A 15,003-nucleotide genomic window follows, 5' to 3' on the forward strand; every position below is an offset into this window, starting at 1 on the left:
TTTAACTAACTGCTATATTTTGAGAATTCAATTTATTTAAAATTAAAACATTGTCTTTTAAACATTCTGTATAGTTTTCTTGCTTTAACTTTTCTAATGACTTAGCAATATTTTTATCAATTGATTCTATTCCACCGAAACGATTTAGATATGACAAACTGACTTCTGCTAATTTAGCAAGATATATTGTTGAAGCCATATCATTTTTTAAAATTGCGAAACTAACAATTTTTCCGTCTAAGTACTCAATCATTTCATCAAATACAGGTCTTGATAAAAATGTATCTGGATATACTCTTACGTTTTTCTCTGATTTTTCTAGTATTTTAAATCCGTTGTTAATTTGTTCTTGGTATGTTTTTAAAACTGAAATGCTTGGATTTTTAGCAATCATTACTTCCATAACAACTAACACTTTTTTCAAACTTATATTTCTTGATTGTATCTCATTAATTATTTCTTCTTGTGAAGTCAATTGTGCTCTAATTAATCGCAAATTTTCAAAAGATAAAAATATTTTAGATATTATGTCCATTAAATTTGAACCTTGTTTTGCATAGTGCAACTTTTGAACAGAAGTTTCACTTAACGCAAATTCATTTAATAAATTTGTATATCTTTCTTCCTGATCTTTAATAGTTTGTTCTACAGAAAAAATTCTTGACTTAATTGAATTTATATTATTGTTTGTACCAAACTTTTTATTTAGATTTCTAATATCCTTAAGAGCAACAACTTCATTTGAAATTGAAGAAAATGCATTTTTAATAACTCTTTGACTAGATTCTATGAATTGTTTTATTGATGTTTCGTATTTCATATTTATTTCAAATAAACATATTTGAGATAAAAGTCTTCTTGAGTTTTCGTATGCTTTTTCAATATTTATAGAATAAATTTCTCTTTTAATTGTTTTAACTCAATTTGCGTAAAATCCTGAAATTGAATTAAACTGTGATTTCTTGTTATTTTTTTGTAATTCACTTCCTGCTGTACTTTCAAAAATTGAACTTCTAATTTCTTCTAATTTATTTTTTAATTGATGATCAATAAGATAAACAATTTTTTCAGTATCATCTAAAATTAATATTAACCTTGAAATTATTTCATAAGCATCTTTTAAGTTTGAAATTGCTTCATTATATTTTGCATTTTTTATATCTAGACCAGCTGATTCTATATAAAGATTTAAGTTATTAAAAAAGTTTGAGTTTAAACCATTTGGACTTCATGTATCATTTGTTGAACCATTTCCTGCTTTTATTAATGATTTAATATTGTTTGTTTCTTCTATTACATTTATATATCAGTCTCTTGCAATTTTTTGCATTTCAAGAATTTGCTCTATGTTGTTTATAACATCAGCTGTATCAGTTTGTAGTATTTCAGCTCTATCAAAAATTTTCTTAGCTTTTAAGTAGTTTCTAATTGTTGGTTTAGGGTTATAACTATTTTCATTAAACATTTGAGTTGTTTCAGTAGCTAAAGTAACAAATCTTTCTGCAAAGATGTTGTAATAATTTCTTAGCATAATATAAAACGTACTTTCTAAATTTCTGTTATCTTTATTTTTAATATATATTCTGTAAATAATTATTATTTTTTTAAGTAAAGGTGAAGAATCTACATATGTTAATTTTCTTGAACTTTGATATGTATATTCAACTGTTTTTTTATACAATACAAGGGTAATTAAGGTTGCTAATAAACCTAATATTGAAATCACAACAAACATAATACCAACTATTAATAAAGCTGTCGGTTTATTTGATAATGTTGACATTAATATCATGAAATCACCACTTTTCTACTATATATAATTATAACAAATATATTTAACACATTTGTTGTTGAAAGTAATCTACTTTATATATATAATATTAAAGTTATTGTTTATATTCTGCGGATGAATATTTACTAAAAACTGTTTACACATACTTAAAGTAGTAACTCTTGGCAGTAAGAGCGAATTAGTAAACTGGTTAGTAAGGAATTCATCAAAGATTATTTTTAATAACGCTTATTTTAAAAAGGAGATAGCGTATGTCAAGATATACAGGATCAACATTTAAAAAAGCAAGAAGATATGGTTTCTCAATTCTTGAGAATGGTAAAGAATTTAGTAAAGGTAAAAAAAGAGTAACAACTCCAGGTCAACACGGTAAAGACAAAGCTCGTTTAAAAATGAGTGGATATGGTGCTCAATTACAAGAAAAACAAAAAGTTAAATTCATGTATGGAATGACTGAAAGACAATTCAGAAACACATTTGCTAGAGCTAAAAAAGTTCACGGTGGAATTTTAGGGACAAACTTCCTAGTATTATTAGAATCAAGATTGGACAACATCGTTTTCCGTCTTGGATTTGCAATGACTAGACAAGCTGCTCGTCAATTAGTAAACCACGGACACATTTTAGTAAATGGTAAAAAATTAGACATTCCTTCATACCAAGTAAAACCAGGTGATTCAATTGAAGTTAAAGAAGCTATGAAGAAAAATGATAAAATTGCTGAAGCATTACAAAATAATGAATCAACAGTTGAATTCGTTAAAGTTGATAAAGCTAATTTAAAAGGTCAATTTGTTAGATTACCTGAACGTCAAGAATTAAATTTAGAAATCAACGATGCTCTAATTGTTGAATGATACAACCGTTTAATTAAATAATAAATTAAACTTAAAAACACCAGCTTTGTGCTGGCGTTTTTTTATTTTACATATTTATATAAAACTCATCCTAAGATGAGTTAATTTGTTTTGAGAGAAAAAATAAAATGTAAATTTGATAATAAAAGTATATATAAATGAAAAGATTTAAAAACTGCTTTAGCAATTTTTATGCGGGGGGATAAATTCTTATCCCCTATTTTTATTATATATATTTTTTTCCAAATGTTAAATGTTTTTTTGGAATTTTTTATTTAATTTCTAATAAATAATATTTTTTCTTACCTTTTTTAACGATTATTTTATTATTTTTAATAGTTTTAATTTCTGATAATAGCATATTTTCGTCTTGAACAGCTACATCATTAAAAGAAATTGCTTTAGCCTTAATAAACTCTCTAGCTTCTCTTTTTGATGATGCAGCATTTACATTAACTATTGCATCAATCGCACTGGTTGTTTTTTCTAATTGAATAGTTGGTATTGATTTAATTGCTAATTCTAAAAGATCATCATCCAGATTTAAAATGTTTCCAGTAAAAAAGGCATCGGTTAGTTTAATAGCTTTGTTCAATTCTTGATCCCCATGAACAAATTTTGTAATTTCAGAAGCAAGAGTTTTCTGCATTGTTCTAAAGTGTGGAGCTTCTTTATGTTTTACTTCTAATTCATCAATTTCTTCTTTTGTTAAAAATGTTAAATATTTTAGCATTTTGACACAATCATTGTCGTCTTGGTTAATTCAAAATTGGTAAAAATCATAAACACTAGTTTTATTTGAATCTAATCAAACTGCGCCTGATTCTGTTTTACCAAATTTTTGACCATCTGATTTAGTTAAAAGCGGTATTGTAAATCCCGCTGCTTCAGTGTTAGCAGAACCTACTCTTGTTGAAATGTAATCTGTTCCGCTTGTTATATTTCCTCATTGATCGCTTCCACCGATTTGAACTTTACAATTATGATTTATATATAGATTGTAAAAATCATAAGCTTGAAGCATTGTATAAGAAAACTCTGTCACAGATAATCCTGTACTTATTCTAGTAGCAATTGAGTCTTTATTTAGTAAATAACTGATATTGAAATCTTTTCCAACATCTCTTAAAAAATCAATTAAAGACATCTTACCTAATCAATCAGCATTATTAGCAAATGTAACATCAGGAATTATTCTTAATAATTGATTTTGTATTGCTGTTGCATGAAATTTAACTTGTTCATCTGTTTGTAGTTTTCTTTCATCAGCTTTAAATGATGGGTCCCCTATCATTCCAGTACCACCACCAATTAATCCAATTGCTTGAAATTCAGCTTTATCAAATCTTTTAAGTGTAACTATCATCATTAAATGACCAACATGCAATGAATCTGCAGTTGGGTCAAAACCACAATAAACAGCAGCTCCATCATTTTGTGCTTTTAATAGTCTTTCTTCATTTGTGATTTGTTTTACCAACCCACGTCATTCTAGTTCTTTAATTATATTCATAAATTCTCCTTATTTTATTTGTGTTAGACGATCAGAAGCTATGTTTTTTCTACCAAACTTAGCCTGTTCTTTTCCGTTTATTAAAACTGCATCTCCTGTAAAATTGTTATCTATTTTGGCTAAATAACCACCAACTCCATAAATATCAACAGGTGTATTATTATTTTCAAATTCTTTTATTGTTTCTTCTGTTAAACCTGACGAAACAATTATTTTTACATGTTTATTTCCTGATTCATCTAATGCTTTTCTAACTTCTTTAATTAAATATTCATTTACTCCATATAGATTTGCATTTTCAGGATATTTGTTTTTGTTTTCTTCTAAATATTTATCAATTAAATTACCTGATGTATCAATTCTTATAGCTCAAAGTTTTTCTTTAAAATGATTTGCAACTTTTACAGAATCTCTTACACAATCATTGTTATAGTCAACAAGAGACAATAAATCACTTTCAGGAAAATTTCTATAGAATGCTTCAGTTGCTTTCAAAATATCACCATCGAAGGCCTGAATAAGCGCATGTGGCATTGTTCCTGATGGTTTTGGCACGCTTGAATCATCAATTAATTCAACAGATGCTTCTGTTACAAATAATTTAATTCCTCCAACCCATGAAGAATATCCATCACTAGGCAAGGTTAAATAAGAATCAGCACGATCCATCATATTTAAAACTGATTTACCATTAGCGGCTTTAACAATTTTACTTGAGTTTGTAGCTATACATGAATTTCTTGCTAAAATTCCGTCAATCATGCCTTCTAATCAGCCAAAGTTAGAATAGTTACCTTCAATCTTTAAAACTGGTTCATTGGCATTTATTATGTCTCCATCTTTTAAAGCTCAAATTTTTAAATTTTTATAATCTTTGCAAGCAAATTCAAGAAGTTGTAGAACTTCGTTTATACCTGATAATGTTATATTATTTTTTCTTTGAAAAAATTGCATTGTAACAATAGAATTTGGGAATTCATTATTAATAATTAGACTAGTTTTTTTAAAATAGTCAGCTATATAATATCCGTCTTTTATTTTTTTATCAAAATTTATTTTATTCATAAAATTAACCTTTAAACTCGCTACCTAAATTATTGTGATATTTTTCATTTAACTCAATTATGCCTTCAGGATTAAATTTTCCTTCTTCAATATTTAATTCTTTTGCGCTACATAACATTCCTTCTGAATCATATCCTCTTAACTTACCTTTTTGAATTTGCATCCCATTAGGCATTCAACTTCCATCTGTTGCAACAACTACAAATATACCTTCTCTAGCATTTTTTGCACCACAAACTATTTTTAAAATTTTTGTTTTAATATCAACTTCACAAGCACTTAAGTGTGTATCAGGGATTCTGTCACATTTGACAATTTTTCCAATAACAAATTGCTGTAATGATTCAAGTTTAGTAACATCTTTTAACTCAGAATTAATATAAGTTAAAATATCAGAATCATTAAGAATAAAATTTTTATTAATTTCTAATTTTACTTCAAAGATATTTATTCCTACTAATTCGTCATCATTTTTTAAAATAACTATATTTCCTTTTTTTTCTGAAGATGTAATAGGTTCGTTTTTAAAAGTTAACATTAAACAATTAAACTGTTTATTGTAAAATACTCCAAATTTTGTACTCATGTGTCTACCTCTATTTTAATAATTTTATTAATATTATATAATTAAGTTATTAAAAAAGCACAACAGGAGGTTATATTATGAAAATAGCTATTTTAACTGACTCATCATTTGATGGGAATTTAAAAAGTTTTAAAGATTTGTACCAAGTACCTTTATTAATTGTTGAGGAAGATGGTACAACACATTTTAGTGATGACAAGTTAGACGATAACTTTTTTTATGACTTATTAGAAAAGCAGGTTCTTAAAACTGCACAAACCACACCGGGTGAAATGTTAAAAGTTTGAGATAAACTTTTAACTGAATATGATCAAATAATATTCTTGCCTTTATCAAAAGGATTAAGTGGTCAATTCAATACTTACAGAATGTTAAGTGAAACTGAAGAAGAGTACAAAGGTAAAGTCTTTGTTTGTGATACTAACGGAGTAAGCATTGTTAATCAAGAATTTGTTAAGAAAGTTGCCTTCTGAATTGCACAAAATAAAAGAGGTTTTGAAATAATGGAATTAGTTTCTAAAGCAAATGAGGATTTCATTGGATACATAATTCCAAAAACTTTAGATACATTGAAGCGTGGTGGAAGAATTAGCCCTGCTGCAGCTAGTTTAGCAAAAATGTTAAAAATTGTTCCCATATTAAGATATGATGGAAAAATTGATAAAGAAGCAACTGCAAGAACTTTTAAAAAAGCAGTTAATGAAGCATTAGATTTAATAAAGAAAAATGCTAAAGGTGTTAAGGTTGTTGATATATCTTATTCAAGAATGCAACCAGAAACTTTAGCAGAAGTCATTCAAATAATTGAAGAAAAGGGCTTTCAAATAAATTTAAAAAGCCAAATAACTAGCGTTATTGCTGCTCATACAGGTAAAGAAACTTTAGCAATTGCTGTATGAAAGAAATAGGAGGATTTATGAAAATAGTTATTTTATTAGATAGTTCAGGAACTAATCAATCAGAAAAAATAAAAAATAAAAATATTGAAGTTTTACCTTTACATTTTACTTTCCCTAATGGAACAGATATGTTAGACACTCCAAAAGAAGTAAATGAAAAAGGTATTATTAAATTAATATCAGAGGGTGTTGATATAAAAACAAGTCAAGCTAGTCCAGGTGAAGTCGAAAATAAATATGACGAACTGTTAAAAACTTATGATCACATTTATCACATTCCTATAACAGGTAATTTGTCAAGTATGTTACAAACAGCAATGATGGTTTCAAGAGATGACAAATACATTGGAAAAGTGACTGTTTATGAAAATTTAAATATTGCTGCTCAAGCAATTGAACAAACAGCACTTTACATTTCTAAGTTATTAGAAGAAGGAAAAATTACAACACCAGAAGAAATAACAGAATCTATTAAAGAATATGAAAAGGAAATGTATATTGCAATTGTTCCAGGCGATCTAAAAAGATTAACAAGCGGTGGAAGAGGAAAAAAAGCGGTTACAACTGTTTTAAATATTTTAAAAACTAAAGTTTTAATTAAATGAGAAGCGGAACCAAAAAAGGAAGCTATGGGTAGAACAATCCATTCAATTATGGATAAAGTAACCAAAGTGTATCATGAAAAATATTCAAAAGGGTTTGAAATGGTTTTTGTTAGAACTTCTTTAACTTCTTCAAAAATATATGAAGCTGCCAGAAATGCTTTATTAGAATCAAAAATAAATTTTTCAGAAGAACTAGTGCCTAACATTTACACAGCTCATGCTGGAGTCGATACTATTGCATTCATTATTACAAAAAAAATATAAAAAAATGAATTAATGAAAGTTTTTAACTTCATTCAATTCATTTTATTTTTCAATTGGCAGAGGTAACAAGACTCGAACTCGTGACACTCGGTTTTGGAGACCGATGTTCTACCAACTGAACTATACCTCTAAAAAAGTACTCAATAATGAGCACTTTGTTTTTTTAAAATTGGCAGGGGCAGCAAGACTCGAACTCGCGACACTCGGTTTTGAAGACCGATGTTCTGCCAACTGAACTATGCCCCTATTAAACACTTAAATATTATAAATAAAAAAAAGGTTTTTTTCAATCCTAATATGAAAGCGTTGGTTTAATTGACCTGCAATTTTCGCAAATCACATGTATCTCTATCTTAATATGCTCTAATTTTTGCTTTTTATCTGAAATTATATGATCAAACTTATCAAAATCTATGTTCTTTATTTTATCAGCAGAAACATGTTCTATTTTTCCACAACCATCACATTTAATGTGAGCAGATTTGTTTGTTGAAAGTTCATATCATATATTTTTACCATCAAAAGTATTTGATGTTATTATGTGTTCTTTTAGTAATAAATCTATAGTATTGTAGATACTTGCAAGATTTACATTAGATAAGTCTTTTTCAAGCTTTAATGTAAGCTGTTGAATGTTTATGTGTTCAGAAATAATAATAAGCTTTATAATATTTGATCTTATTTCTGTTATTTTTATTGATTTGATTTTTAATTTATCAATAATTTCAAAATATTTTTCTTCTTGAATTTTATTTAACTTTAACATAATTATTTTGTTAGCTCAGCTATAACATTTTCTAAATCTTTAATTGTTTTTATTTCTAAAAGTTTATCATCCGGCACAAATATTGATAAGCGATCTTCTAACACTGTTATCATGTCCATTAAATCTAAAGAGTCTAAACCAATTGATGAAAATTGAGTATCAGCTGTTAGATTACCTTTTGCACCTTTACTTTTTAATTCTTTTATAATTTCGTTATGTATATTCATTTTTATCACCTAAAGAAATTATAACATTTAATTAAGCTTTTTCTAATTGGTAAAATCACTTATAATTTTTATAATTATTTCAAATATTTACTTCTACTTTATTCAATTCAAAATCGAAACTTATGTTTTCCACATATGCTTGATTTTCTAGTTTTAATAGAAATACGCTAATAAATTTGTCTTTATCGATATCACCATCTTTATTTATAAAAGATCTCCATTCAATATCTTTAAAAGTAACTTTTTTAATATTTAAATTATCTACTATTTTGTTCCCAAAAAAATTTGCACTTGTTATAGCAAAATATAAGGTTACTAAACCTGAAGACAAAATTATAGATAACAAAAGAATTTTAAAAAATTTCATAATCTTTTATCATCTCCTTTATTTCTTCTGCATTTAGCAAAATTAAAATTGCTCAAAAGGATTTATCGAATTTATAAGTAAATTTTTTACTATTATGAATATTAAATTTTAAGTTATCTATAAATTGATATTTATTGTAAGACTTAATTGCTGAATTAAAGGTAAAAGTTTCACCAAAAATATTTAATGTCATAACCATTCATTGATCTAAATTCCAATTATAAGGATTTATGTAAAGGCCGTCTAAACCTTCATTTAACAACACTTTTTTTGTTTTTTCGTCTAAAACCGATAAACCTTCGTAATTTATTCAAAACGAATTTTCTTTTTCAACCAATTTAGTAGTTATTTTTCCAGAATAATAATTTTTAAAATCATTTTCATTATTTATTTTAAAATCTTCTAATGTTAAATGCGGAAAAATTTTATTGTTTTTAGCTTGCTGAATCTCTTCTAATATAACTTTATTGTTATTTATTAAATGTTGATTTTCTTCATTAAAAGAAATTGTGATTTCAGCAAAATTTTTATAATACTTATTAACTTCTAATTGATTAAAATTTAAATTTAAATTTGCACTTAAAATGCAATCTGATGTTCATTTTTTTACTTCATTTTTAATATCATAATAAGTTAAATAATTAATTAAATTTATATTAATCTCGTTATCTACTTTATGAAATGTTGGATTTATTTTTATAAATCCCTTAGACTTATATTTTATTTCTTTAAATTCATGACTAAAACCAAAACTTAAATTAATTGCATGTTCTTCTTTTATAGAAATTGGTATTTCAAATTCAAAAAATATTTTACTTCTATTATTTATTTCATAATTTTTAGCAATTGTTGAAGTTGCTTTTATTTCTTTTAAATCTGAATTATATAATTTGAAATCTAAGTTTGAAATGCTATAGTTTTTTTTATATTCATTAACATCAACCATATTTGGATTTAGGTTTAAACTTACTAACATTTTGAAATAGCTATTTTTATTAATAGTGTAAGGTTTATTTATAAAAACTATTTCTGGTGCTAAAAAAGATTGATTACCATTTGAAATAATATTTTCTACCAAAATATCGGTATTAACTTGTTCGTTGATTTGACTTAGCATTTGTTCACCTCATTTATAATTAAGCAAAAAACGCAAAAAAATAAGATGATTAACATCTTATTATTAATTTTAATTAAGCAATAGCTTCTTTTGCTTTTTGGTAAGTTGCGTCTAAAGCATCACATGATTCTTTAAATGCTTCTTTTTCTGCATCTGATAGATCTCATTCAATGATTGTTTCTCATCCTTTTGATCCTAAAATAACAGGAACTCCAGTATAGAATCCTTTTTGTCCATATTCACCGTTTAGTTTAGCACCAACCATGAATGTAGTTTTTTCATCTCTCAAGATTGCTGATGAAATTGCATTTAAACAAACACCAATTCCGTAGTAAGTAGCACCTTTACGTTCAATAATTTCATAAGCCATTCTAATAGCTCTTGTTCAACATTCTTCTAAATCAGCTTCAGTAATTTTTCCTTCAGCTAAGTATTTACTAATTGGTTGACCCATAACTGTTGCTTTTGAGTAAGCAGCAACTGATGAATCTCCATGTTCTCCCATAATATAAGCATTAACTGATTTAGGAGCTACATTTAATTTTTCAGCAACTAATCTTCTTAATCTAGCTGAATCAAGTGTTGTTCCAGCTCCTACAACTGAATGTTCGTCATAACCAGTTACTTGTTGGTAAACAGTAGTTAAAACATCACATGGGTTTGAAGCAATAACAGTTACTCCATTGAATCCTGATGCTTTAATAGCTTCAGCGATTCCTTTCATAATTCTTGAGTTATCTGCAATTAATTCTAATCTTGTTTCTCCAGGTCTTTGTGGACGTCCGGCAGTAATAACAATTAAATCTGCATCTTTACAATCTTCATAAGTTCCAGCTTTAATTGTAAAAGGTTTGTCTAAAACAGCCATTGTATCTTGGATATCAATTGCGTTCCCTTCTGCAGCTTTTGCATTAACATCGATTAATACGTATTCTTCAGCTAAACCTTGGTTTACCGCTGAATAAATAAATGACATACCAACTGCACCAGTACCAACTAATACGACTTTATTTGAAGTTTTTTTCATATTTAATATCTCCTTATTATTTCTCTCTACACATATAATTATATTCTCTCTATTATAAAAAATTAAGTCTTTTGTTAGAGAAAATATTTTTTGTTTTTTAAGTTAAATATAAAAAAGCATCATTTAACATGACGCTTTTAAAAAATATTAATATTCGTTTTTGTGGTATTCTTCAGCAATTTTCATTACTTCTTCAATTCCAGTTAAACCTGTTCCTGCAGGAATTAAGTTTCCTAACATAATGTTTTCTTTTAGACCTTCTAATTTGTCTTCTCTTCCTTTTATAATTGCATCTGTTAATACACGTGCAGTATCTTGGAATGAAGCTGATGATAATCAAGATTCAGATTTCAATGGAGCTTTTTTAATACCTAAGATTTGGTTTTTAGCAACCGGAGGTACTAAACCTTCACGGATACATTGAGTAACCACTTCTTTAAATTTTTGTTGAGTTACAATTTCACCTTGTAGTAAATGAGATTCACCACTTTGGATAACTTTAACTTTATTTAACATTTGTTTTACAATGATTTCAATATATTTATCTGATATCTCAATCCCTTGTAAACGATATACTTTTTGTACTTCTTTTAAGATATAGTTTTGCACAGCTGTAGTTCCAGCAACTTCTAATAGATCATGTAAGTTAATTGAACCTTCAGTAAGTTTTTTACCTGGTTTAACTTGATCACCTTTGTTGACTCTTAATACAGCGTTATACATTGTTTTATATTGTTTTTCAATTTGTGAACCGTTAGCTTCTTCAGTAACAACAATTGTATTGATTCCATTTTTGTTAATAATATCTGAAACAACCCCTGCTCTTTCAGCAATAATTGCAACTGAACCTTTTTGAGTTGTAACGTCAAGTAGTTCTTTAATACGAGGAAGACCTTGAGTAATATCAGCATCCCCTGCAACCCCTCCGGTATGGAAGGTACGCATTGTAAGTTGAGTCCCTGGTTCACCAATTGATTGAGCAGCAATAACCCCAACTGGTTCACCAATTTTAACTAATGATGCAGTTGCCAAGTTACGTCCATAACATCTTTGACAAACACCTTTTTGGTTATCACAAGTCAATACTGAACGAATTGTAACTTTTGTAATTCCAGCAGCAATAATTGCGTCAGCTTCTTTTGATTCAATTAAAGTATCTTTAGCAACTATAACATTGCCTTTGATGTCTTTAATGTCATTGAATGAGTAACGGCCAACGATTCTGTCTTTTAACGGAACAATAACGTTATTATGTTTTGTATCAATAACTGATTCAATTTCAAATCCTTTGTTTGCTTTACAGTCTTCGTTAACTACAACAATTTCTTGTGATACGTCAACTAAACGACGTGTTAAGTAACCTGAGTCAGCAGTTTTTAATGCTAAATCGGCCATCCCTTTACGGGCACCGTGAGTTGAAACGAAGTATTCAGAAACTGATAAACCTTCACGGAATGATGATTTAATTGGAATTTCTTTAATATCCCCTTTTGTGTCGTTCATAAGTCCACGCATACCTACAAGTTGTGTGAAGTTAGAAACGTTACCACGAGCACCAGAATCAGCCATCACGAAAACTGGGTTTTTAGTATCTTGTTTTAATACCAATTCAAGTCTTTTTTGAATGTCATCTTTAACATCAGATCAAACTTCGATAACACGGTGTTTTTTTTCTTCTTTAGTTAACATACCTTCATTATAGAAACTTGTAATTTCAGCAACTTTTTGGTCAGCTTCTGCAAATTCTTCATATTTATGTTTAAAGGCAACAACGTCACCAGCTGAAATTGTTGTTCCAGATTTTGTTGAATATTTAAATCCTAAATCTTTCATTTTGTCTAACATTTCAGCAGTTTTTCTTGCTCCAAATTTGTTAAAGTAAATTTCAATAATAATTGATAATTCTTTTTTCTTGATTGGAGTTACGATTGTGTATTCTGCGATAGCTTCATTAATATCTTTTGAGAAATCAAAAATAAATGAGTTGACTGCTTCTTTTGCATCATAAATACTTGATGAATTAATTCATGGGAATGAAGCATCAAAGATTTGATTGAATAAAATTTTACCAACAGTTGTTAATAAATATCCTTTTCTTTGTTCTTCAGTAAATTTTTCAGCTGGTAGTGCATCAACCGCAATCCCAATAACTGCATTTAATGAAACAATACCTATATCAAAAGCATTAATTGCTTGTGCAATTTCAGCAAACATTGTTCCTTCACCTAATTGTCCTTTTTCTTCAAAAGTAGCATAGTAGTTTCCTAAAATAATATCTTGACCTGGAGTAACAATCGCTTTTCCATCTTTAGGTCCTAAAATAGCATTTGATCCTAACATTAAAGCTCTAGCCTCAGCAACAGCTTCTTTTGTAATTGGAACGTGAACCGCCATTTGGTCCCCATCGAAGTCGGCGTTGAACGCAGTAGTTACAAGGGGGTGAAGACGAATTGCTTTCCCCTTAACTAACTTAGGTTCAAATGCTTGAATACCAAGTCTGTGAAGTGTTGGAGCACGGTTTAATAGAACTGGTCTATCTTTAATAACATGCTCTAATGCTTCTCAAATTTTTGGATCATTTTGTAAAATCATTTTTTCAGCAACTTTAACGTTTTCAGCATATTCATGTTCTTGTAATCATTGAATTACAAAAGGTTTGAATAATGTTAAAGCCATTTCACGAGGAATTCCTGCTTGATACATTTTTAAGTCTGGTCCAATAGCAATAACTGAACGACCTGAGTAGTCAACACGTTTTCCAAGTAAGTTTTGACGGAAACGACCTTGTTTACCTTTAAGTACACTTGTTAATGATTTTAATGGACGTTTGTCCTTTCCTTGAATTGGACGTGGCTTACGTTCATTATCTAATAATGCATCAACAGCTTCTTGTAACATACGTTTTTCGTTGTTAATAATAATTGAAGGTGCACCCATTTCTTTAACTTTTAATAAACGTTCATTTCTAATGATAATACGACGGTATAAGTCATTAATTTCAGAAGTTGTAAATCTTCCTCCATCTAATTGAATAATAGGACGAATATCTGGTGGAATAACTGGTAATACACGTAGTACCATTCATTCAGGTTTTTGGTTTGAACGTTTTAATGATTCTAAGATATCTAATCTTTTTAATAATTTTGAGTTATCAGCATTTGGACCAATAGCATCTAAAGTATTTTTTGTGATTTCAATTTCTTTGTCTAAATCAATTTGTTTTAATAATTCTTCAATAGCAGAAGCACCAATACCAAATTTAGCATCAGTATATTTTGAAATTAAAGCTGTAGCTTCATCAATTGAGAAAGGAATAGTTGGATTATTTAATTCTTCCAATAATCTTTCAGCTTTTAATGTATCTCTATGAGCTGGATCATTAATTAATGTAACAATTTCTTCAATAGCAGGTCTTAATTTGCTACGAGTTTTTTGTGATTTTGAAACTCCTAAATCTAAAACTTCTTTAGCTGCAAAGTGTTTTGATGTTCCTGGATCTAAAACGATGTGTGAAACGAAGTAAACAACTTCTTCTAATTCTTTAGATTTTAAGTCTAATAATGATGCAATTCTTGATGGAGATACTTTAACCATTCAAATATGAGTAACAGGTTCTGCTAATTCAATGTGTCCCATTCTTTCACGACGCACGATTGATTCAGTTAATTCAACACCACATTTTTCACATTTTTTCCCTTTGTTCATTGGGTTAGCTTTTTTAAATTTTCCACAAAAACATTCATAGTTTTTAGTTGGTCCAAATATCTTTTCATCAAATAGACCATCTTTTTCAGCTTTTAATGTTTTATAGTTAATTGTTTCAGGTTTAGTAACTTCCCCATGAGATCATGAACGAATAGTATCAGCACTAGCTAATTCAATTTTAATTACTTTATTGTTTTTATTTTCCATTTTGAC

General features: G+C 28.0%; 13 protein-coding genes and 2 tRNA genes. 3 read left to right on the forward strand and 12 right to left on the reverse strand.

The window, feature by feature from the left end:
- Nucleotide 1: 1 nt before the first annotated feature.
- Complete coding sequence (locus T314_RS0100850) at nt 2-1,792, reverse strand: hypothetical protein (protein WP_029511772.1); 1,791 nt, start codon at nt 1,790-1,792, stop codon at nt 2-4.
- 251 nt (nt 1,793-2,043) lie between these two features.
- On the opposite strand from T314_RS0100850, the gene rpsD reads away from it, so the two are divergent.
- Nucleotides 2,044-2,670: a 30S ribosomal protein S4 gene (gene rpsD / locus T314_RS0100855; protein WP_029511773.1), complete on the forward strand. Its 627-nt coding sequence runs from the start codon at nt 2,044-2,046 to the stop codon at nt 2,668-2,670.
- Nucleotides 2,671-2,920: 250 nt separating this feature from the next.
- On the opposite strand, the gene tyrS is transcribed toward rpsD, so the two are convergent.
- Genes tyrS through ytpR form a run of 3 tightly spaced genes read right to left on the reverse strand, consistent with a single transcriptional unit; the run spans nt 2,921 to nt 5,813 of the window.
- A complete protein-coding gene (tyrS, locus tag T314_RS0100860) occupies nt 2,921-4,162 on the reverse strand; it encodes a tyrosine--tRNA ligase (protein WP_029511774.1) in 1,242 nt (413 codons plus the stop codon).
- A gap of 9 nt (nt 4,163-4,171) precedes the next feature.
- Nucleotides 4,172-5,227 carry a nicotinate phosphoribosyltransferase gene (locus T314_RS0100865; RefSeq protein ID WP_029511775.1) on the reverse strand — a complete coding sequence of 352 codons (1,056 nt, stop codon included), beginning with the start codon at nt 5,225-5,227 and terminating at the stop codon, nt 4,172-4,174.
- Nucleotides 5,228-5,231: 4 nt separating this feature from the next.
- A complete protein-coding gene (ytpR, locus tag T314_RS0100870) occupies nt 5,232-5,813 on the reverse strand; it encodes a YtpR family tRNA-binding protein (RefSeq protein WP_029511776.1) in 582 nt (193 codons plus the stop codon).
- Nucleotides 5,814-5,890: 77 nt separating this feature from the next.
- On the opposite strand from ytpR, the gene T314_RS0100875 reads away from it, so the two are divergent.
- Both T314_RS0100875 and T314_RS0100880 read left to right on the forward strand, forming a co-directional pair.
- Entirely contained in the window at nt 5,891-6,721 is an 831-nt protein-coding gene (locus T314_RS0100875; protein WP_029511777.1) for a DegV family protein, read from the forward strand.
- An 8-nt stretch (nt 6,722-6,729) separates the two neighbouring features.
- Complete coding sequence (locus T314_RS0100880; protein ID WP_029511778.1) at nt 6,730-7,581, forward strand: DegV family protein; 852 nt, start codon at nt 6,730-6,732, stop codon at nt 7,579-7,581.
- Between the two features lie 54 nt (nt 7,582-7,635).
- Here the strand turns inward: T314_RS0100880 and T314_RS0100885 are convergent.
- The 8 genes from T314_RS0100885 to rpoC form a co-directional block, all read right to left on the reverse strand.
- Nucleotides 7,636-7,711 (reverse strand) — tRNA-Trp (locus T314_RS0100885).
- A 40-nt stretch (nt 7,712-7,751) separates the two neighbouring features.
- Nucleotides 7,752-7,827 (reverse strand) — tRNA-Trp (locus T314_RS0100890).
- Nucleotides 7,828-7,873: 46 nt separating this feature from the next.
- Nucleotides 7,874-8,347 carry a Fur family transcriptional regulator gene (locus T314_RS0100895; RefSeq protein WP_029511779.1) on the reverse strand — a complete coding sequence of 158 codons (474 nt, stop codon included), beginning with the start codon at nt 8,345-8,347 and terminating at the stop codon, nt 7,874-7,876.
- Nucleotides 8,348-8,349: 2 nt separating this feature from the next.
- Nucleotides 8,350-8,574 carry an acyl carrier protein gene (locus T314_RS0100900; RefSeq protein WP_023026147.1) on the reverse strand — a complete coding sequence of 75 codons (225 nt, stop codon included), beginning with the start codon at nt 8,572-8,574 and terminating at the stop codon, nt 8,350-8,352.
- 31 nt (nt 8,575-8,605) lie between these two features.
- Nucleotides 8,606-8,941, reverse strand: a complete 336-nt coding sequence (locus T314_RS0100905) for a hypothetical protein (protein WP_029511780.1) — start codon at nt 8,939-8,941, stop codon at nt 8,606-8,608.
- Nucleotides 8,928-10,058: a hypothetical protein gene (locus T314_RS0100910; RefSeq protein WP_029511781.1), complete on the reverse strand. Its 1,131-nt coding sequence runs from the start codon at nt 10,056-10,058 to the stop codon at nt 8,928-8,930. The genes T314_RS0100905 and T314_RS0100910 overlap by 14 nt, the downstream gene beginning before the upstream one ends.
- A 73-nt stretch (nt 10,059-10,131) precedes the next feature.
- A complete protein-coding gene (locus tag T314_RS0100915) occupies nt 10,132-11,085 on the reverse strand; it encodes an L-lactate dehydrogenase (RefSeq protein ID WP_029511782.1) in 954 nt (317 codons plus the stop codon).
- Between the two features lie 147 nt (nt 11,086-11,232).
- Complete coding sequence (rpoC, locus tag T314_RS0100920; protein WP_029511783.1) at nt 11,233-14,997, reverse strand: DNA-directed RNA polymerase subunit beta'; 3,765 nt, start codon at nt 14,995-14,997, stop codon at nt 11,233-11,235.
- Nucleotides 14,998-15,003 lie beyond the last annotated feature (6 nt).

Source organism: Mesoplasma grammopterae ATCC 49580, from assembly GCF_000701525.1.
GTDB classification, from domain to species: domain Bacteria; phylum Bacillota_I; class Bacilli_A; order Mycoplasmatales; family Mycoplasmataceae; genus Mesoplasma; species Mesoplasma grammopterae.